The organism is Chryseobacterium sp. JK1, from assembly GCF_050632815.1.
In the GTDB taxonomy this organism is placed as follows: domain Bacteria; phylum Bacteroidota; class Bacteroidia; order Flavobacteriales; family Weeksellaceae; genus Chryseobacterium.
This window is the reverse complement of record NZ_JBODRU010000001.1, coordinates 1596323-1617514: the sequence shown is the minus strand read 5'-3', so window position 1 is coordinate 1617514 and position 21192 is coordinate 1596323. Positions and strand designations below refer to the sequence as shown.

The window sequence follows — 21192 nt, the reverse complement described above, 5'->3', positions numbered from 1 at the left end:
GCTTCAACAATGAAAAAGATTCTTGCCATACTATTCTCTATTTTCTACTTCGGGTTTTCTTCCGGAGCAGCTTTTAGTGTTCATTATTGTATGAAAGAATTTGTTTCTGTAAGCCAGAAAGTTGAAGATATCTGTGCAAAATGTGGTGTTAAAGATAAAAAAGGATGCTGCAAAACAGAGATCAAAATCGTAAAAGTGGATGATTCTCAGAAATCTGATCTTCTTAAAATAGATTTTTTAAATGCTGTATCAGAATTGCCTGTAAAACATCATTTTACTGTTCTCGATAAGTCTTTTTCTGCAACCAAATTTACTCAGATTCAGATCAATGCACCGCCCGAATATGAGGCAGTACCTCTTTACATTAATCATTGTAATTTTAGAATTTAGAATTTGTCAGTCGTTTTTCGGAGTTATGGGATAATACCGTTGAGTCGACATGCCCTTGCGCATCTACCGCATGCGTTATTTACTATTCTTTATAAAAAAACAATTCTAAAATTTTAAAACAATGAAAAAATATATCATTACAGCAGCCCTATCTTTATTCTCAGTTATTAGCCTTTCAGCCCAGTCTAAAAAGGATGCACAGGTTTCCAAACTGTATCAGAATTATATCGCCATCAAATCTGCTTTAGCTTCAGATGATGCTGACAAAACATCAAAAGCTGCTACAGAATTCATTAAAACAGCTTCAGCAATTGATTACAAACAAGTTTCTGAAGGAAATCTCAATATCCTTAGAAAAGATGCTTCTGTTATTTCTGAAGCACGAACTGTTGCCGCCCAAAGAGAAACTTTCATGAATCTTTCAGACAATATGATTGCTCTTACTAAGCAGTTTAAACTTTCTGAAAAACCGGTTTATGTACAATATTGCCCAATGGCAGACGGAAGCTGGCTAAGCGACGAAAAGCAGATTGCCAATCCATATTATGGGAAGTCTATGCTTTCATGTGGAAGTGTAAAGGCAGAAATTAAATAATTATTGTATTATTCTTTAAAATAATGAGTTACATAGCTTAATTTTTAATTAACTTTAAGTTGTGTAACTTATAAAAGTTCGAAATGTTATGAAAAAACTAATAATGTTTCTGTTACTTTTGTTCTCTGTTTTTACCTTCGCACAAACTACGAAAACGTACTATACCTGTCCTATGCACCCTGAGGTAGTATCTTCAAAACCAGGAGACTGTCCAAAGTGCAAAATGACTCTGGTAAAGAAAACCGTTGTTATACAACCCAAAGCAGCTACTAAGCCAGAGGTAAAGCCTATCCCTAAAGCAGAGACCAGAACTAAACCAGTAGAAACGAAAATAAATAAAGTCAGGCCCGAAAAAAAAACGGATCATAAAAAGGTAAAAAACGAAAAAAAAGCTATTGTAGCTGAGAAAGTAAAGACCGTTATACCAGATTCTAAGCCTGAAAAAAAAATATCGCAAATTGTATCTCAACCGAAACCTAATTCTTTATTTCAAAAAACGTACACCTGTCCTATGCATCCGGAAATTATTTCAAATAAACCCGGAAAATGTCCAAAATGTGGAATGGAACTGGTAGAAAATGAAGATAATACCCCAAGCTTAACCGAAAATCAGCAGGAAGGATCATCTGTTTTAAAAAGAAATTCGGAAAATGGAAAAATAAGCTTTGGAGGAAAAACAGTTCGGTATGATTTGTATGTAAAAGACACGATTGTCAATTTTACAGGAAAGAACAGACGAGCTTTGGCAATTAACGGTAAACTTCAGGCTCCGACTTTATATTTTACAGAAGGAGATACAGCCGAAATTTACCTGCACAATATGCTTAAAGAAAATACAGGATTACACTGGCATGGTGTTATTCTTCCCAATGAGCACGATGGGGTTCCCTATCTTACGACAAAACCTGTAAAACCTGGAGAAACCCATTTATACAAATTCAAAGTGTCTCAAAACGGAACGTATTGGTACCATTCTCACGAAGCACTTCAGGAACAGATAGGAATGAACGGGATTCTTGTTTTCAAGAAAAGGGAAGGAGAACCCAAGACAGAATATAATGCAGAAATTCCTGTATTATTGGGAGATTGGAGTGATGATGATCCCATGCAGATTGCCAGAAGACTCCACATGGCCAATACAGATTGGTATGCTGTAAAGAAAAATGCTGTACAAAGCTACTGGGAAGCCATCAAATCCGGAAATTTCGGGACAAAAGCTCTGAATGAATGGAAAAGAATGGAAGCCATGGACGTGAGTGATGTATATTATGATAAATTCCTCATCAACGGAACTCCAAGCTCTGATTATTCCAATTTGAAGGCGGGTGATAAAGTAAGATTAAGAGTTGCCAACGGAGGTTCTTCCACTTATTTCTGGCTGAATTTCGGAGGAGGAAAAATAAAAGTTGTAGGTAATGACGGGAATGATGTAGTGCCTGTAGAAGTAGACCGCCTTATTGTCGGGGTTTCTGAAACCTACGATATTGAAGTTACCATTCCGGAAAATAAAAGTTTTGAGTTCAGAGCGACTTCAGAAGACAGAATAGGCCATGCTTCACTTTGGCTGGGTTCCGGTGATAAGGTGGAAGCGCCCAATCTTCCAAGGCTTATGCTTTTTGAAGGAATGAAAATGATGAATGGAATGATGGAAATGAGCGGAAATATGAAGCCAATGAACATGACAATGGGAAACCAGATGATGGATATGAACGAAGTAATGTATCCGGAACTTCCTGAAAGTCAGAGAAAGCAGACGATGAAACACATCAATGAAATGATGGGGGTAAAAATGAAGGAAGAGAAACATGTGGAAGATCATTCTCAACATTCAGGGATGGATATGAAGGAAGAAAAGACCATTAAAAGACTGTCTTATAATATTCTAAAATCTCCTGAAAAAACAATTCTTCCTGCAGACAGCATTCGTGAAATGAAATTTACGCTGGAAGGAAATATGAACCATTATCTGTGGACGCTTGATAACAAAACGGTTACAGAAACGGATAAGATTTTGGTGAAAAAAGGAGAGGTCATTAGAATTAAGCTTTATAACAATTCCATGATGCGTCACCCGATGCACCTTCACGGTCATGATTTCAGACTGATTAATTCAAAAGGGGAGTATTCACCCTTGAAGAACGTTGTAGATATCATGCCCATGGAAACTGTAACAATAGAGTTTGCTGCCAATCAGGATGGTGACTGGTTTTTCCACTGTCATATTTTATACCACATGATGGCAGGAATGGGAAGGGTTTTCAGTTATGAAAATTCAAAACCCAATCCACAGCTTCCGAATAGAAAACTGGCCTGGAAAAACTTTATTCAGGATAATAAAATGACAAGTTCTATGGCGATGCTGGATGTTGCGAGCAATAAGATGCATGCAGAAACGATGACGATGTTCGGACCAAGATGGGCCAATATTAATGAGTTTCATTCCAACTGGAATTTTGATCATTTTGAAGGAACAGCAAAAGTAGGACGCTTTTTAGGAAAATTCCAGTGGGCGTTGCCTTATGCGGGATTCAGAATTCAAAATAACCATGAAATAATGGAAAGACAGATGTCAGAAGATCTGGGAATGGATTTTCATGGGAAGAAAACCTGGTTTGGTCAGCAGAAAGCTTCAAAAAGTAAATATGCTTTCATCGTGGGGATGCAATATGTATTGCCGATGTTGATTACCGCAGACGCAAGTGTAGACCATAATGGAAAGGTTTTGCTGGAACTGAGCAGAGAAGATATTCCATTGTCCAGAAGATTAAGAGGAAACTTTAGTGTCAATTCAGACGGAGAGTTTTCCACTGGAGTAAGGTATATCGTACAAAAATGGTTATCTCTATCCGGAAATTATGATAATGAAATAGGTTGGGGAGCAGGAGTTACATTCAACTACTAGTTAACATCTATTATATACAAGAAAGACTGTCTCAGTGAGGCAGTCTTTTTTTTCTACGATAAACCCGATCTGTATTATAAGTAATGAGCAATAATTACATTGCAAGCTTTGAATACTTCATTTTCAAAATAGATTTTGTATTCTTTTGAATGATTCTTTTGAATTGTATAAGAACATTTTAATCCGAATTCTTTGGCTAATTTTATCTTTTTTAGATAACCAATTGGATTGACCAGTCTGTTATTCTTTTTGGTAAGCCCTTTAGTATTAATAAATCTTGTTAATTGATCTTTAACTAATAGTTCAACTTTTTTCTTTTCTTTTAAATTCATTCTAATTAATTTTTATCATTAATAATTATTACAATTTTAAATGTTTTTAAATTACCCCTTTATGAGGGCGTCTTTTTGTTATACATAATCAATATCTACATATAACAAAACCACCTCTATACTGAGGTGGTTTTATCCTTATAAATCAAATGTCTTATTTAGATGTTTCCGCTTTTTTTGTTGGAGTATAAGTTACTTTTTTAATGTCAACTGTCATTTCTTTCAAACGTTTTGCAACATTTTCAGGCATATCTTTTTGATATCTTCCTCCGATGACTTCAGCAAGAAATTTCTCTGTTTCAGCATACATGGCCATGCTGTTGACAGGTTTACGGAACCCGTGTCCTTCATCGTCCGCCAGAATATAATTTACTTTTTTACCTTTATCACGAAGAGCGATTACGATTTGATCCGCTTCAGCCTGCTTTACTCTTGGATCATTCGCTCCCTGAACGATTAGTAAAGGTTTATTAATTTTATCTACACTGAATAAAGGGCTGGCATCATGCATCCTCTTTTTTCCTTCTTCAGTTCTGGGATCACCAACCATTCCATATAAAAATGCCCGTCCGGATTCCCAATAAGCAGGAACCGAATCTAATAAGGTAAACAGATTACTTGGTCCTACAATGTCTACTCCCGCAGCATATACATCAGGTGTAAAGGCCAACCCTGCCAGAGTAGCATATCCTCCGTAGCTTCCACCCATTATCACGACTTTGTTTTTATCAGCAATACCGTTATCAATCAGATATTTTACACCCCAGGTAATATCATCCTGCATTAGTTTTCCCCATTGTAAATCGCCTCCGTTCTGGAACTTTTTACCAAATCCGCCACTTGCTCTGAAATTGGGCTGTAATACCGCATACCCTCGGTTAGCTAAAAACTGTACCGTTGAATTATATCCCCAATAATCTCTCGGACCTTTTGGACCGCCATGAACCAAAACAACTACGGGAACATTTTTTCCTGTTGAACCTACAGGTAAAGTAAGATAAGCCGGAATTTCAAGCCCATCGCTGCTTTTATAGCTGATAGGAGTCATCGCAGCCAGATATTTCTCAACTTTTTTCAGTTCAGCTCTTGGTGTGTACTGAAAAACAAGCTGTTTCGTGTTAGAATCAAAGAAATAAGCTTCTGAAGCATATTTATCTCCACCTACCGATACCAGGAATTTAGAATAATCATTGGTTGAGCTGGCAAAACCGACTTCTCTTCCCGGGAATTTGCTTTGAAGAAATTTGTAATTGTCTTCCCATGTTTTATTTTTCCAGTAATATTCTGTTTTATCTCCGGTATAAGAGGTAGAAATTATTTTTCTGGTATTTCGGTCTATAAACAGTCCTCCGAAATCTACTTTATCCTTCGGATCGCTTTCGATTTTGGTAATTTGTTTTGTTTTCGGATCCATCAGAAATAAGGCTGATTTATCCAGATCTCCTTTGTTGGTTACAAGATAGAATTTAGAATTATCTTCGGTCCAGTTTGAAATATAAGCGTTTTCTGTTACCAGCGTTTCATAGATAGGATTCAGTTTATCACCTTCCTTGTAGAAGAATTGAGTTGTTCCTTTATCATCTGTTTTGGATAATACCCTAAGCTTTTCATCCCAGTCAAAATCATAACTTGTAATACGGTCTGTATTTTCGTAGATCTTTTTCATTTCTCCGGTAGAGATTTTCAATGAATAGAGATCATGCCATGCTTTATCCCGGTTATTAAGTCCAACCATCAAAAGATCAGGATCTTTTCTGCTTACCAGATAAATTTGTGCCGTTACCTCTTTAAGGGGAGTAATGTTTCTAGATGCCGGAACTCCGCTTGTTGCTTTAGCCATCGGATCAACGGCAAAAATATTCATGTTTTCATCACCGTTATTATCTTTTACGTACAGAATGTACTTTCCATCTTCTGACCAGAAATAAGCATTTAAAGGACGTTTACTATCTGTTAATGGGCGGGCTTTTTCAAAAGGCTCATCAATTTTCTTTACCCAGATATTCATGATACCTCCATATTCTTTGGTAAAAGAGATCCATTTTCCATCCGGGCTCAGCTGGCCTCCGGATATTTCAGGGTTTCCGAAGAACAATCCCCTGTCGAGAAGAGGGGTTTCCTGTGCTTGTGTTGTATTAATTCCTATCATCAGGAGCAATACATAAAAGATTTTTTTCATGTTTTTAATTTTTGGTTGTGATTTGTTGTTCGAATATAATTTAAAATCCTGTTAATTCATTGATTGTCAATTGTATTAAATTTTGTTTTTTTACATTTCTAAAGTAATGACTTTTTTTGCCATATTTTGGTTCACACTTTCAGGAATCAGTCCCATTAGAAAATTACGGATTGAATTCCCTTTTTTCCATTGAGAAACTTTTCCGATGGTTCGGCTGGTATTAACAATATAATCCACCTTTTTTCTCCTGATCATCTGAAAATTTTCGAAAACAGTATTAAAATCCTGGTACTGATCAAGTAACTTTCCAATGATGTAAGCATCTTCAATGGCTTGGCAGGCTCCCTGTCCCATATTGGGAGTTGTTGCATGAGCCGCATCTCCAATCAGGCAAAGATGATCCGTGTACCATTTTGGAATAGGAGAGAGGTCGGTAATCGTATTGCAAATAATATTTTCATGAGGTGTAGCTTCAATGATTTGTAATACTAACGTGTTGAAATCATTAAAAATATCAGTAATTTCAAGATATCTGCTGAAATCTTTTTCATTGATACAGGCGTACCAATATACTTTTTTATCAGAAATCTTTACAAAACCGAAACGTTTTCCTTTTCCCCACATTTCAAAAGCTTCCTGGTCGTATTTCTCAGGAAGATCAAATTCTACCAGGCCCCGCCAGCACTTTTGTCCGGTGCTTCGGATATTACCTGTCTTTAGAATCTGATTTCGGATAGGAGACTTAATACCGTCTGCCCCAAATACAATCCTGCTTTCCTCCTGAATTGTATTTTCAAAATCTAAAATATAGTTCTCGCGCTTTTCTATTTTCTGTAAAGAATATCCAAGCTTAATGGCTTCCGTATCTATATTTTCTGCAAGAATTTTCTGTAATTCTGCTCGGTGAATAGCCACATTACACGATCTGTACTTATTTTCCAGCTCAAGAACCTCTGTTTTGGAAATGGGTTTTAAAGATTCGTCTGCAATGGTAATTCTATGAATCTTATTTCCGGCATTTTCAATTTTTTCTTTTAACCCTAACTGGTCAAAAACCTGCATCGCATTAACAGCCATCATAATTCCTGCCCCTACAGGTTTTATTTCAGAGGCAGCTTCATAAATGGTGAAATCATGCCCATGTTGCTTCAGAATATTTCCTAAGGTAAGGCCGCCAATTCCGGCTCCGATGATTGAAATAGCATTCATTAGCATTGATTTTTGTTGAACATCCACAACGTTTTCACTGTTCAACTTGTTAATAATCAGTAATTTTTAATTAAAACGTTAAAATATAACTTTCAGATACTTTTTTAAAACCATATTTACTGAAAAAATTATGAGCCCCATGGTTGTTAACTCCGCTTTCCAATAAAATAAAGCTGATGTTCCAGTTTTTAGATTCCTGAAGAGCTTTTTCTAACAGCTGGCTTCCAAGAGACTGTCCTCTTACAGATTGATCCAAAAGCATATCTTCTAAAATTGCATACTTTTTAAAAGGGCTGTTGATCACATTGAAAACCATCATTCCGACAATTTCTCCATTCTTATTTTCCGTAATTAAAATATTCAGTTTGGAACTTCCATCAGAATTAAAATCTGTAAGCAGCTGCTCAGTCAGTATCACTTCCAAATCAGGATTCCAGTGATGAGAATCTAGTGCTCTGCCAGACATCATTTCCCCATGAGAGATATAAGAATCTGTTTTGTGAGTGATGAAAAAATCGACCAGTTCCTTGATGCGGGTTTTATCGGTGAGCCATTTTGTGGTATATTCCATGAGGTGTTATTTTAAATTATTTGCGTTTTACTGATTTTCAATAAGATAATCAGTATTTTAGGTTTTGAATCTATTCTTTATGAATAGGTGGTAAGGTATCTGCCTGGCTGATCGTAAAGAATATAGGAGGATAAACAAAATCCAATAATCTGTTTTCCTGTCCTCGGAGTTTGAAAAATTCTGCTTCCTGTTCTTGGTCAGCTTTTGTTAAGACTTCTCCAGTTGAAAAATAGGGTTTTTCATCTTGGAATTTGATATGGGTTTTAGAAGTACGAAAGGTAATTCCCAGCCATTTATTATCATTCTCCACTTTTCTGGAGCTAGAAGCTGAATTCAGAATAATCTTATGCTGAAATTTCTTGTTGTCTTCCACCGAAAATAAAACGACAGAATTGTGATGCAGTAATATTTCAAATTCTTCATCTGTCGTTTTATTCTTCACGACAAGCTTTCTCAACTGAGATTCTTCTATTTCCTCCGGACGATCATAGCATGAAAAAAGGCCTATAAAAGAATCGTCTTTTAAATCCAATGCCTGATCGGAGTGGAAGCCCATTTTTGTATAAGAAGAATCATAAATTTCAATTAATGCATTGTTGAAATCCTGTTTTGGTATTTCTACGTTTTCAGAAGAAAGTTTTTCATTAATACTGTCAACGAGTTGATGATGAATTTTTGAAAATGCTGTGGCCGGGATAGTATATCGCGTAGTTGTTCTTACTATCGGAATCAGCATATCTTCCACCTTTACAAGATGGTTTCCCAGTCGCCCTTTCCCAGTTGATTCAAATTCAGCAGAAAGAGAAAGTCTTGTAAAAAGATTTTCTTCTAATGGAAGCAGTATTTTTTTGAATTCGGTATCATTCATACTTTTCAACTCTTAATAAATAGGTTTTTCGTAATCTCCTGAATTCATGCTGAAATGAACCTTTCCGTATTCAACTCTATTTTCAGTACTGTTTTCTTCATAATAAGAGCTTCGCAGTTCTTCATGAAGTTCCGGAGTGATCTCTTCAAGTTTTATATATTCTCCGTTTTCTTTAATATAAGCCTGATTTTCAGTGTACATTGCTTCTACATTAGAACAACGCACCACATATCCCATTCTTAGCGGAATCTGATCAACTCCAAGAGCAGAAGGTCTGATCTCATGAGTATACAATCTGTTGGTAGAAAGAGGAATCAAAAATGCAGAGTTGGGATATAATGTAACGGTGAATTCTTTTTCAAGCGAACTATCGTCGACTGTTTTTTTAAGTCTGAAATGAAGCCTTGTGAAAGCACTGTTCTGTTTGTAAGACCGATCAAATCTATCTGTTTCTGAAGGTTTTACTTTGTCCATATTTGAATGATCATAGAACGTACAAAAGGCAATAAGCCCTTCTTTAGGCATATCTTTCGTTTTATCAGAGTGCGCTTTTATTTTGGCTTTTACTTCTTTGTCAGAATCAGCAGTTTTCTTTTTGTTTTCATAAATCTGCACTAAAGCATGATTCATATCTGTATCGTACTCGAAAGTGTCTTTCGCAGTCTCATTCAGAAGTTGGATGATCTGGGTATCAATTTTACGGAAATTATCAGTAGGACCTGTTAAGTTACTGGAGCATCTCAAAAGATGATAATGAAAAGCTTCCTGCCCATTTTCGGTAACTTCTTTGGTAATTTTACTCAGGTAAATTCCTTTTCTAAACGCTTTAGCTTCCTTGTTGGATTCTGTCAGTTCCTGAAAATCGTGTTCAGATTTAATTTTGTCGAAACTATAATCATCAGTAAACAATTTTCTGTAGTAGACTCCGGCATTACTTACAATGATGGGAACTTGTCCCAAATTAACCATTTTTAGGTTTTCAGGAGTATAATTTTCATAATTCGTAGACAGTTCTGTAATAACATGTAGTAACAGATCTGTGTCTTTCAGTTGGTTGATATCTCCACAAACATATATTTTTTTATGTTGGGAATCAGATTGAAGCTTTGCCAGATCATTTACAACCGTTCCGCAGAAGTTGTTGATTAGATATTGAAGCTCATTATCAATGTTTTGGCTATCCTGTAGAACAATCAGGATATTTTTATCTCTTGTAATTTTGTTTTCAAAGGGTAGAGTAGTCATTGTTTTTTTTAATTAGCAATTATATTAGTTGAAAATATTTTCAGGTTCGTTACAAAACCGTATGAAATATGGTTAAGATTGTAGCTTCTTTATATCCAGCTTTTAAATTTGTTATCTGTCATTTTTGCCATCTCAAGTATTTTTTCCCCAGTCAATTCATTATCCATACTATATTCCATAGGGATTTTGTCATAATCCATAATTTCATTATTAGCTAGAAACCCTTTTAAATGGTATAATACTCTAAGTATAATATGGTCCATGCGCCAGCAGATAGAAGGTTCAATATTTTGTAATTCCTGATTTTCTGTTATGATACTTTCTCCACCCATCCAGATACTACCGTCAAATTCGAAGGTAATATTTTTATATGATGACTCAGATTTATCATATTCAGGATTACTGAATAATATTTTCCACCTTGGAATACCAGAGAAACGCATACTGCAAAATATAGGCTGGAATAATCTCTTTGTGGTATATACATCAGAAATCTTTTTTGGAGGTTCGGTATAAAAATGATCAAAGACTTCAATAAGATGGCCTAGGTTTGGAGTCATAAATTCAATATAACGGGCAATGACAAATCCATTTTCATTCAACTGGTTAATAGAAGGAATATAAAAAAGATCTCCGGGTTTGGGTTTCATTAATGACTTCATTATAAAATATTTTAATTTGGATATTTATAAAAAAACGGAGCCTGAAAACAGACTCCGCTATACATTTGTTACGCTAAAATTATTTACCTAGGTAAGATTTAAGGATCTTGCTTCTGGTATTGTGTTTTAGTCTCTTAATTGCTTTTTCTTTGATCTGACGAACTCTCTCTCTTGTAAGATCGAAAGTTTCACCAATTTCCTCTAAAGTCATTGGGTGTTTTCCGTTCAGTCCGAAATATAGTCTTACCAAATCTGCCTCTCTTGGCGTTAAAGTATTCAATGCTCTTTCAATCTCGATTTGTAGAGATTCAAGCATCAAATCTTTATCAGGACTTGGAGATTCTCCTGAACGCAATACATCATAAAGATTAGAATCTTCACCTTCTACTAAAGGTGCATCCATAGACAGGTGTCTTCCGGAGTTTTTCATAGATTCTTTAATATCTTCCTCGCTCATGTCAAGAACTTCAGCCAATTCTTCCGGAGAAGGTGGTCTTTCATTTTCCTGCTCAAGGTGAGCGTATGCTTTATTAATTTTGTTGATGGAACCAATTTTGTTCAACGGAAGTCTTACAATTCTTGATTGCTCTGCCAATGCCTGTAAAATTGATTGACGGATCCACCATACTGCATAAGAGATAAATTTGAAACCTCTAGTTTCATCGTACCTTTTTGCCGCTTTCATCAATCCTAAGTTACCTTCATTGATCAAATCGGGTAAAGAAAGACCTTGATTTTGGTATTGCTTGGATACAGAAACCACGAAACGAAGGTTGGCTTTGATTAATTTCTCTAGTGCGGCTCTATCACCTGCACGTATTCTTTGTGCCAATTCTACTTCTTCGTCCGCAGTGATCAGTTCCACTTTACCAATTTCCTGCAAATACTTGTCTAATGAAGCAGTTTCCCTGTTGGTAACCTGCTTAGTGATTTTTAATTGTCTCATTTATTTTATCCTCAAAAAAGAGTTACTATATAATATACGTTTGGAAACATGAAAAGGTTACACGAGTTACAATGTTTTTTTGTAAAATGTAAGATGAAAAGTATAATAACGACTGTTTTATATGTTTAATCTGTTGAAATTGAGTGTTTTAAAATTTATCTTTTATTTATGAATTATTTTTGTTTTTAATAGAGAAGTAGTAGGCATTCTGAATATTTTGTCTGTATAACTATAGATTTTTTAATTTCCTGAAATTTAACGCAAAGATTTATTTCTTTATTATATATCTTTAAGGAGCAAAGAAAGAATCAACAAGGTTGATTTGATGAAGAGAATGTTATTTATCTGCTTCTTAGTCCGCAGATTTTTAGATTAATTTGTTTCTGATTCTGGAGCTTTGAATTTTAAACAAAAAAAAACGAAACCGAAGTTCCGTTTTTATATTGTCAATTTTATTTTTTCAATTAGAAAAGATCGTTAAGAACTTTTGCCAATCTTAACCCTCCATAAAGAAGCTGTCTCTCAACCGTATCATTGAATTTGTACTGATAATCATAAGACAATTTGGAATCGTTGGGAGTCTGTGCATAGATTTTGTTGGCAATCTTGTGAGAATCATACAACCAGTCTTCCAGTGTACCCGTCTGAATCTGTGCAACTTCTTCTTTAGATTTAATATCCAAAAGCTTAGAATACTCAGTATAGCTGTATTTTTGTGAGTCTACCAGTTTACCATCCCAAACAGAGTGTAAATTTGTTTTCTCTCCGAAATACGTTACATTGATTTTGTTTCCGCCTAAATCTTCTGCTCTTCCAACGTGTAATGGCTGTGCAAGATCTCCCATGATGTGTATAAGGAAAATCAAAGCAATTTTTCTGTCTTTTTCAGAAGTATTTTTGTCCTTGATCTGGCTTGAAAGTGTTTTCACCTGAGTGTAAAGACTCGGCCCGGCCTGTGCTTTTAAATTTTGTTCAAAAGCTTTAAAATCTGTTTGCGGATCAATGTTTACATAATGCCAGGATGATGCCTGCTTCCACGCGCCTGTTGTATCAGATTTGATGAAATCCGGCCAGTTAGCCCAATACGCAAGACGTTCTCTCCCCATCATTTTTTTAATCTCTCTTCTTGCCTTTCTTGAAAGGTGGTTTTCTGCAATGTCTGCAATAACTCTATGCCCGGTAAGTCCCCAAGCATAAGAGTAAAGTGAAGAGGAAATGAATGCTAAAATCAGAATTTTAGAATAAATACTTTTCATTTTAAATAACAATTTTCAGTCTGCAAAGATACGCTCCGGTTTTCGAATGAGCATCAATTATCCTCAATTTATTCTATAATATTATGTTAATAAAAATTAATCTAAATAACATCTGAACCCAGATAATGGATAAAAAGTAAAAAAAGAAGGAAGCTTAATTCCTTTATAGTTTAAATTTCATCTCTAAAACTCTGAATTCTAAATGATTGATTTTGAAATTGAATATTTTCCGTAATCCTTTGCATTACCGTATTTTTACGGTAAATTTTGAAAACTTTCATGGTTAGTCTTAATAAATTATTACTTTTAAGGCAAAATTGTTAGTGAAATATTTTTTCAAACTTGAGAGATATATTATCTTTACAAGTCATAATCAGAGGAAACACTATGTATGAGAATAATATTGTAGACATGAATTATAATAAGCTGCAGACAGACTTTAAAGCTGAAGCTGTAGCTGTTAACCTTTTGAAATATCATCGGGCTGTAAGTAATATATTTATTGAGCGGGTAGGTATAAACGACCGTGCTTATCTGAAAGATATTAAAAGTATTTCGAGCAGCTATTTGGGCTTTGATGAGGAAGTTTTTACGATAGAAAGTTATAGGGAAGGTATTTATGACTATCTTCCGGAAGGCTTGTTCCATCCGCCTTCTTTAGGAACATCCAGAAAGAATGTTGACAGTGTTGTTCGGGAAATCCGCAAACAGAAAAGGGTAGAAGAGGATGCGCGTAAGTTTTTCCGTCCTTTTGAACTGGAAGTATTCTTTACAGAAATCAGTGCTCTGCTTAAAGAATCCGAATTTGATATTACAAGCCATACAGACGCTCTCATGGAAACAGTGAGTGAACTCTGGCCACTGATCAAGATGTTGGATAAGCAGAATGCATACATATTTATGCATATTTTACCTTTTTTCCACCAGATCAGAGGTGATAAAAAATGGTTTGAAAGATGCATGACCGCTTTTCTACAGGTACCGGTAGAAGTTACCTTTTCTCCCAATATTATTGATGAAATTGAAAAAAATGATGATTCTATGTTATTGGGGAATTCCAGACTTGGAGTAACGTACATTCCGAGTGGAAGGCATATGGACGGACAACGGAACTGGGTAGTGAATATCGGACCGATTCCTTATGAAGGTATGAAGCGATATATCCCGGGAAGTCCGTTCAGAAAAGTTCTTCAGGCTCTGTATGATTATTTTCTTCCTGTAACCGTGGATGTGGAAGAGAATTTCGTTACGGAAAAAGTAGAATATTCTTTCAGCCTGGAGGATGACGAAAGAAATGCGAGCCGCCTTGGATATTCTACCTTTCTCTAAATTATTTTATTATATTTACAATTACCAACAAAGTATAAATTCGAAAAGAAACAAATGGAAATCTCTTCAGTAAAAGGTATTTTTTTAAGGTATATTTTAATGCCTTTAATCGCAGTTATTATGATGGTTATATTAGGAATCATCAGAAGAAATAAACCTGCGATAAAAATTAAAGTGATTATTGTTTATGTTCTTCTTTGCAGCTTATGTCTCGCATTACCGGGCATTTTCGGATTTGCAGGAAATCTTTTTAATCCCTACTGGTACCTTATTGCACAGGTGATCTATCTTATCTTCGGAGTTATTCACGTTAATTTATTACACAAATACTTCAAAAAACATATAGAATCTCTTGCAATGAGCATTCTGTTTGAGTCTATTCTTTCGGTAACGTGTATGGTTTTGGGAGGATATCTTTTCACTTTGATTTTTAACTGGATCAGCCGGGGAACAGGATATGCTGTAATGGCTGCAACAAGTATGTTGATCTTTGTTGTTCCCATGGTATTTTATTACTGCTATATTCAGTTTATCAGCATTCCTTTTGATATCTATAAAACATGGAGATACTCTCCGGAGCAGAAACTTCCTGATTTTGAGGGAGCAGATTTTGACCGTTTAATGGTATTGAATGTTGAATTGAGCAAAAACCTTGAAGATACCAATAGATTCAGAATCAAAGCAAAAACTCTTCCGACAGGAGTTACCTTTGGAGACTGGTTTTACAGAGTGGTAGACGATTATAATCATAAAAACCCCGGATCTATTATTCATCTTTCCGATGAAGGAAACGAGCCTTACTACTGGATTTTCTATACTAAAAAATCATTTTTCAGTTTTAGAAAATATATCGATTTCGATCAGGATATTATGACAAACAACATTTCTGAAAATGAAGTGGTGATCTGTAAGAGAGTTATTCAGCATGAAGAAGAAGGGATCGTAAGAAAACCATAAACACAAAATTTAAAAAAGATTAAACATGATACAGCCTATTAAACATTTTGCAATCAATTGGGTAGATGGGATGAAAGTTTCCCAGAGACACCTTAATGATCAGGATAACTTTTTAGTTGATACCATCAGAGATTCCAATTCTCTTGGAATTACTACATATAATTATGGACTTCTGCCTATTTCTACCGAATTTACAGACCGTACAATATTTGATGTTCACAATACAGCAACCAATGACGTACAGCTTGTTATTAAGCGTTGCAGTGCTGTGACAATGGCAGGTTACCGCATCGAGCTTACCGACCGAAGAATCAGTGTGAAGTCTTTGGCAAAATCAATGAATGAGGAGCAGGCAGACGGAGAATACTATATTCTGATCTCTGTAAATCCTTTTGATAAGGTGCCTTTTGGTGATATCGACCCGGAAGAAATTCCGCCACGCCATCCAAGCGCACAACCCAACCATCATATTGAGCTGCTTCCTGTTACTTCTCTGAACAGCAGCTATTCAGGAGGAAATTACCTGATTATAGGTAAAGTAGATTTAAAAGGAAACATCGCGCAGGTAGATTCTAATTTTATTCCGCCTTGTACTTCCGTTCAGAGTCATCCGGCTTTGGTAGATTATTACAGCAGTTATGCGAAATCTATAGGAAATTTGCAGCAGTATGCTTTTAAAATCATTCAGAAAGCATCACACAAAAATCAGAATACAGCTTTAGCACAAAATGTTAAATTTTTGTGTACTACCATGGTAAATACTTTTGGGGATATGTATTTCCAGTTCAGAAATATTACCCCTTGGCAACCACCTGTATTTTTAATTGAATCTTTCGCAAGACTGGCTCTCCATCTGTACAATTCCACACAACTTCTGGTTCCTGCAGAATTGGAGGAAATGCTTAATTATAGTTTGGAATGGAGCGAAATTGCACCACATACTTTACTGAACCAGCTTTCTATTGTGGCAGAAACCAACTATGATCATCACAATTGTGGAGAACCTTTACTTTATATTCAGCAGATGTTGAGAAGTTTGGAAACCATTTTCGCTAAACTAAGCGAACTAGATTATATTGGTCAGAGAAAAGAAAATATCATTGTTAACGAACAGGAAGTTTCTACGAACACGAATCCGAAGAGAGGATGGAGTGTTTTAGATTAATATAACTTTTAAAGTATAATTCCCGGATGAAAATTCGGGAATTTTTTATTCATATTAAAAAAGATAGAAGTAAATTAGTTCTTACGATTTAGAGAAAATGAATGTAGAGAAAATAAGACAGGACACCCCGGGATGTTCGGATAAGATATTTTTGAACAGTGCGGGTTCATCATTAATGCCCAAAAGTGTTGTAGAGGCAGTTGTTAATTATTTATATGAAGAACAGCAGATCGGTGGCTATGCGTTAGCAGGTAGACACTCGGAGCTGATAGGTAGTTTTTATGAAGAGGCAGCGAAGCTCATCAATACCAAACCTTCTAATATTGCCTTTGTACACAGTTCTACAGATGGCTATGCGAAAGCTTTATCCAGTATTTCTTTTAAAGAAGGTGATTGCATCATTACCACCAATGATGATTATATATCCAACCAGATTGCTTTTATTTCTTTGCAGAAAAGATATCATATTGACATCATCAGGGTCACAAACCTTCCTGATAACGAACTGGATCTCGAGGATTTTGAAAGATTGATTAAAAAGCATCATCCAAAACTTATTGCAGTCACTCATATTCCAACAAACTCAGGGCTTATTCAGAACGTAGAAGGAGTTGGGAAGCTTTGTAAAGAATATGATATTCTCTATCTGGTAGATGCGTGCCAGTCTGTGGGACAGATTGTTGTGAATGTAGAAGAAATTCATTGTGATTTTTTAACGGTAACAGGAAGAAAGTTCATGAGAGGACCAAGAGGAACAGGATTCTTGTATGTTTCAGATCGGGTGCTGAATGAAGGTTTTGCCCCTCTGTTTTTAGACAGTAATGGTGCTCAATGGACAGTATTTGATGATTATCTGCTGAATAAAACCGCAAAAAGATTTGAACTCTTTGAAAGGTCCAACGCAGATCTTATCGGTCTGAAAGAAGCATTGCGATACGCCAACAACATAGGGATGGTTACCATCGAAAACTATAACCATACACTGGCAGAAACATTAAGAACGAATCTTCAGAATAAGGGTTTCAGGATTTTAGATAAAGGAAATCGATTGGGCAGTATTATTACTTTTTGTGAGAAAGACGGAAAGGTGGAGAAGAGCAGTAAAATATTGACAGATCATAATGTATATTTCAAGGTAAACGATAAAAATAACGCATTGATTGATTTTACTCTTAAAAATGTAGATCAAGCCATACGACTATCCCCCCATTATTTCAATACATTAGAAGAAATGGAGAAAATATCCCAGCTTCTTGCTCAGTAACCTTTTAAAACCACTGTAAGATATATGAAAAGCCCGGGCAAATGCCCGGGCTTTTCACTATTATTTTTTATTCAGTAGCTCAAGAGTATGTTCTACATGGCCGCCGCCTTTCCATTCATCATGCCCTGGAATAACCAGAGTAGCCTGTGCATATTTAGATTTCAGTTTTTCCATTGTCTGTGGCCACTGGGCAATATTTGCTTCTCCTGTATAGCCAAGATCAACAGCTGATGCACTTTTGACAAGGCATCCTCCATCAAGGATCTTATATTTAGGAAACCAAACTACAACATTATCTGCTGTATGGCCTTCACCAAGGAAATCAACAATGAATTCTTCACCACCAATACGGTAAGGTTTACCCGTTTTTATGATTTCTGTAGAAGTAGCTTTTCCTTCTTTCTTCAGAATCTCATTTGTTTTTACAGTAGCATAAGTTTTAATTCCTTTCTTGTTGTAAAAACTTAAATCTCCGGCTCTGTCCTCGTGGGAGTGGGTCGCAAATACAGCAATCACCGGAAGATTATGGCGTTTCTGAATGGTATCCAGCAGGCTTTGGTATTGTGTTTTCTGCCATGGAACATCAAATAGAACAACTCCTTTTTGGGTTACAAGATATACCGCGTTGGTTGAATATTCTTTCCCTCCAAATACCCCGAAAGTTTTATAGATGTAAAAATTAGGTTTAATCTGAGGCTCAATAACAAAATCTCTTACCTGTTGTGCATGGGCAAAAGGGCTTAACAGCATGGAAAGGACGAAAAACGAAATACTTTTTTTCATAATTTTTTTAAGATGGATGATTATAATGCTAAGAATTGTCAGAAAGACAAAATAGATGCAAAGTTTTGCAAACCTAATAAATTTAAAATATCAACAATTATATGAAATAGAGTTTAACCGTTTTTTAACGATTTTAAGTGAAATTTCTAATCCTTTTCCGATATTAGAACAACATACTGATAGGAATTTCGAGCCCGGATTTCACAGTATTCATCGATACTAATGTCCGGAAATGCTTGATATTCTCGTTGCTATAAAATATTCTTCGGGTAAGTTGTTCATATTCTTTCATAGACGAAACAACAATCACCAATACAAAATCTGATTCTCCCGTTACATAATAACACTGTTGAACCTCAGGAGCAGCCGTAAATAAGGTTTGAGCCTGATCAATAAGGTCAATTTTATCCCTTTCGAGGAAAACTTCTACAATAATGGTAACAGAATGATTGAGTTTTTCTGTATCAATAATAGAGACATCAGCTTTTATAAATCCTGTTTCCCTCATTCTTTTAATACGCCTTTGTACCGCAGCTGCAGATAAACCTATACGATCTCCAATATCTCTTTGAGGGGTAAGATTATTCTTTTGAAGTATTTCAAGAATAGATAGGTCGAAGTGATCCAGTTCATTCATTTTTTAAAAAATTAAATATGTTATGAAACAAAATTGCAAATTATCACTCAAATTTAATGAAAAATCAAGTGTATTTTGATGCAATTTTGCAACTTAAAATTGAATTACACGATGAATGTACTAAAAGGTTTTTGTTTGGCAGTGCTTGCTGCATTGTTTTGGGGTGTTTCCGGAACATTGGCGCAATTTCTATTTCAGCAACGGGGAATTAATATGGAATGGATCATCACGATACGATTATTAATATCGGGAATCTGTCTTCTGTTGTATGCAAGATGGGGGGATCAGGTTGAACTTTTTGAAATCTGGAAAAACACAAAAGACTCTATACAGCTCATTGTTTTCAGCCTTATTGGAATGCTGGCTGTTCAATATACTTATTTTGCCGCTATTAAATACTCCAATGCTGCTACGGCAACAGTTCTTCAATATGCTGGTCCGGTTATTATTGCTTTGTATATCGCTTTTAAAAACAGAAAAATTCCAGCTTTATTGGAAATAGCAGCCATCATTCTAGCCTTAGGAGGAACTTTTTTATTGGTCACTCACGGAAATATTTCCAGCCTTTCCATATCTGGTGGTGCTTTATTTTTTGGTTTGGCTTCTGCGGTTGCTTTAGCAATTTATACATTGCAGCCGGAAAAGCTTTTATCAAAATATAAATCTTCTTTGGTTATTGGATGGGGAATGCTTTGCGCGGGAATTGTTTTCAGTTTCGTAAAAACGCCCTGGGATATTCAGGGGGTATGGGATATGCAGACATTCGGCTATACAGCCTTTATTGTAATATTTGGGACATTAATTGCTTTTTATTTCTACTTATCATCCGTTCAGATTATTGGCGGACAAAAAACCAGCCTTCTGGCTTCTATAGAACCATTATCAGCCACTATTTTAGCTGTTCTTTGGCTTAATGTTTCCTATTCTGTGATGGATTGGGTGGGAAGTATATGTATCATTTCAACCTTATTTCTATTGAGTATGAAGCGTAAGAAGGTTACACCAATCGAAGAACATATAAATTGAAATCGAGCGGCCTAAAAAAGAAATTCCGGTAATCGTCAACAGATTACCGGAATTTTTATTTTTTTACCAATATTTTTTCAGTTGCTTTTTTGCTTAAAATTTCGGTTTTACCTTCAATTTCTATAGTCATTGATTTATCAAAACTCTCAATTTTATTTATTTTAACCTGAGTATTGAGAAGAAGCTTTCTGTCATTCAGATAAGTTAGAAAAGCGTCATCAGAAAGGGTGACAGAGGCAAAAATTACTGTTTCTCCAACCTCGCAGCTGCTTAATTTCTGTAAATCCTGGGCGATAATATTTCCGTCTTTATCAGGAATAGGTTCTCCATGGGGATCAAATTTAGGATAATCTAAAATTTCATCCATTTTATCGAAGAAAACCTGCGAATGTACATGTTCCAGCTGTTCAGCAATCTCATGAACGTTCTCCCAGCCGAAATTCATTTTTTTCACTAAAAACATCTCGGTAAGTCTGTGTTTACGAACTACCAGAGCCGCTTCGCGTCTTCCGCCTTCTGTAACAATCAAAGGCTTATAGGTTTCATAGATGACCCATTTCTTGTCTGCAAATTTTTTCATCATGTTATTGACACTCGGCATTTTTACATTTAAAAATTTGCTGAGCTCATTAATCGTAACCTTTCCTTCATTGTCAACTAAGTGAAACAAAGCTTTCAGGTAATTCTCTTCTGTTAGGGTTGTTTTCAAAATGTTAGATGATTTTCACTACAAATCTAACAAAATAATATTAAACTTATCGTGCTTATGAAGCAAAATGATCAGGAAAAGTTTTAATAAAAAAATGACATTGTGAGTAAATTAGTATGAATAAAATTAAAATTGGTTATAAATAAGGTTGTTATATTTTAAGCTTG

The 21192-nt window shown here is 35.5% G+C and carries 20 protein-coding genes; 8 read left to right on the top strand and 12 right to left on the bottom strand.

The genetic code is table 11. The annotated features are described in order from the left end of the window. The first annotated feature begins 9 nt into the window (after positions 1-9). The 3 genes from ACQ76T_RS07305 (at position 10) to ACQ76T_RS07295 (ending at position 3887) form a co-directional block, all read left to right on the top strand. Positions 10-390, top strand: a complete 381-nt coding sequence (locus tag ACQ76T_RS07305; protein ID WP_431342660.1) for an HYC_CC_PP family protein — start codon at positions 10-12, stop codon at positions 388-390. Between the two features lie 121 nt (positions 391-511). Further along, on the top strand, positions 512-985 hold the full coding sequence (locus tag ACQ76T_RS07300) for a DUF3347 domain-containing protein (protein WP_431342659.1): 474 nt from the start codon (positions 512-514) through the stop codon (positions 983-985). A 103-nt stretch (positions 986-1088) separates the two neighbouring features. Continuing rightward, complete coding sequence (locus ACQ76T_RS07295) at positions 1089-3887, top strand: multicopper oxidase domain-containing protein (protein WP_431343726.1); 2799 nt, start codon at positions 1089-1091, stop codon at positions 3885-3887. 74 nt (positions 3888-3961) lie between these two features. Here ACQ76T_RS07295 and ACQ76T_RS07290 read toward each other — a convergent pair whose 3' ends face one another. The 9 genes from ACQ76T_RS07290 to ACQ76T_RS07250 all read right to left on the bottom strand — a co-directional run bounded on the left by ACQ76T_RS07290 (position 3962) and on the right by ACQ76T_RS07250 (position 13155). After that, positions 3962-4219: a hypothetical protein gene (locus tag ACQ76T_RS07290; protein WP_431342658.1), complete on the bottom strand. Its 258-nt coding sequence runs from the start codon at positions 4217-4219 to the stop codon at positions 3962-3964. A 154-nt stretch (positions 4220-4373) separates the two neighbouring features. Next, a complete protein-coding gene (locus ACQ76T_RS07285; RefSeq protein ID WP_431342657.1) occupies positions 4374-6398 on the bottom strand; it encodes a S9 family peptidase in 2025 nt (674 codons plus the stop codon). Positions 6399-6488: 90 nt separating this feature from the next. After that, positions 6489-7607 carry an FAD-dependent monooxygenase gene (locus tag ACQ76T_RS07280; protein WP_431342656.1) on the bottom strand — a complete coding sequence of 373 codons (1119 nt, stop codon included), beginning with the start codon at positions 7605-7607 and terminating at the stop codon, positions 6489-6491. Positions 7608-7677: 70 nt separating this feature from the next. Continuing rightward, positions 7678-8178 carry a GNAT family N-acetyltransferase gene (locus tag ACQ76T_RS07275; RefSeq protein ID WP_431342655.1) on the bottom strand — a complete coding sequence of 167 codons (501 nt, stop codon included), beginning with the start codon at positions 8176-8178 and terminating at the stop codon, positions 7678-7680. Positions 8179-8248: 70 nt separating this feature from the next. Then, a complete protein-coding gene (locus tag ACQ76T_RS07270) occupies positions 8249-9046 on the bottom strand; it encodes an alpha-ketoglutarate-dependent dioxygenase AlkB (protein WP_431342654.1) in 798 nt (265 codons plus the stop codon). Positions 9047-9058: 12 nt separating this feature from the next. Next, entirely contained in the window at positions 9059-10291 is a 1233-nt protein-coding gene (locus tag ACQ76T_RS07265) for a hypothetical protein (RefSeq protein ID WP_431342653.1), read from the bottom strand. Between the two features lie 89 nt (positions 10292-10380). Beyond that, positions 10381-10953 (bottom strand): hypothetical protein, encoded by a 573-nt coding sequence (locus tag ACQ76T_RS07260; protein WP_431342652.1) that lies wholly within the window; start codon positions 10951-10953, stop codon positions 10381-10383. Positions 10954-11032: 79 nt separating this feature from the next. Then, positions 11033-11899 (bottom strand): sigma-70 family RNA polymerase sigma factor, encoded by an 867-nt coding sequence (locus tag ACQ76T_RS07255; protein ID WP_002979276.1) that lies wholly within the window; start codon positions 11897-11899, stop codon positions 11033-11035. 464 nt (positions 11900-12363) lie between these two features. After that, positions 12364-13155, bottom strand: a complete 792-nt coding sequence (locus ACQ76T_RS07250; protein WP_431342651.1) for a S1/P1 nuclease — start codon at positions 13153-13155, stop codon at positions 12364-12366. Positions 13156-13566: 411 nt separating this feature from the next. Here ACQ76T_RS07250 and ACQ76T_RS07245 point away from each other — a divergent pair, with 411 nt between their 5' ends. The 4 genes from ACQ76T_RS07245 to ACQ76T_RS07230 all read left to right on the top strand — a co-directional run bounded on the left by ACQ76T_RS07245 (position 13567) and on the right by ACQ76T_RS07230 (position 17870). Continuing rightward, a complete protein-coding gene (locus ACQ76T_RS07245) occupies positions 13567-14484 on the top strand; it encodes a type VI secretion system baseplate subunit TssG (RefSeq protein WP_431342650.1) in 918 nt (305 codons plus the stop codon). A gap of 54 nt (positions 14485-14538) precedes the next feature. Then, the gene (locus tag ACQ76T_RS07240; RefSeq protein WP_431342649.1) at positions 14539-15441 is read left to right on the top strand and encodes a TssN family type VI secretion system protein; all 903 of its coding nucleotides are present in this window, start codon (positions 14539-14541) and stop codon (positions 15439-15441) included. 25 nt (positions 15442-15466) lie between these two features. Beyond that, positions 15467-16606 (top strand): hypothetical protein, encoded by a 1140-nt coding sequence (locus tag ACQ76T_RS07235; RefSeq protein WP_431342648.1) that lies wholly within the window; start codon positions 15467-15469, stop codon positions 16604-16606. A gap of 97 nt (positions 16607-16703) precedes the next feature. Further along, positions 16704-17870, top strand: coding sequence for an aminotransferase class V-fold PLP-dependent enzyme (locus tag ACQ76T_RS07230; protein ID WP_431342647.1), 1167 nt, complete (start codon positions 16704-16706; stop codon positions 17868-17870). 60 nt (positions 17871-17930) lie between these two features. Here the strand turns inward: ACQ76T_RS07230 and blaIND are convergent, their stop codons facing one another. Together blaIND and ACQ76T_RS07220 are read right to left on the bottom strand one after the other, a co-directional pair. Next, positions 17931-18653 (bottom strand): IND family subclass B1 metallo-beta-lactamase, encoded by a 723-nt coding sequence (gene blaIND / locus ACQ76T_RS07225; RefSeq protein ID WP_431342646.1) that lies wholly within the window; start codon positions 18651-18653, stop codon positions 17931-17933. Positions 18654-18816: 163 nt separating this feature from the next. Beyond that, positions 18817-19290, bottom strand: coding sequence for an Lrp/AsnC family transcriptional regulator (locus tag ACQ76T_RS07220; protein WP_431342645.1), 474 nt, complete (start codon positions 19288-19290; stop codon positions 18817-18819). Positions 19291-19401: 111 nt separating this feature from the next. On the opposite strand from ACQ76T_RS07220, the gene ACQ76T_RS07215 reads away from it, so the two are divergent. Beyond that, positions 19402-20316 (top strand): DMT family transporter, encoded by a 915-nt coding sequence (locus tag ACQ76T_RS07215; protein WP_431342644.1) that lies wholly within the window; start codon positions 19402-19404, stop codon positions 20314-20316. 55 nt (positions 20317-20371) lie between these two features. Here ACQ76T_RS07215 and ACQ76T_RS07210 read toward each other — a convergent pair whose 3' ends face one another. Continuing rightward, entirely contained in the window at positions 20372-21025 is a 654-nt protein-coding gene (locus ACQ76T_RS07210) for a metal-dependent transcriptional regulator (protein WP_431342643.1), read from the bottom strand. Positions 21026-21192: the final 167 nt, after the last annotated feature.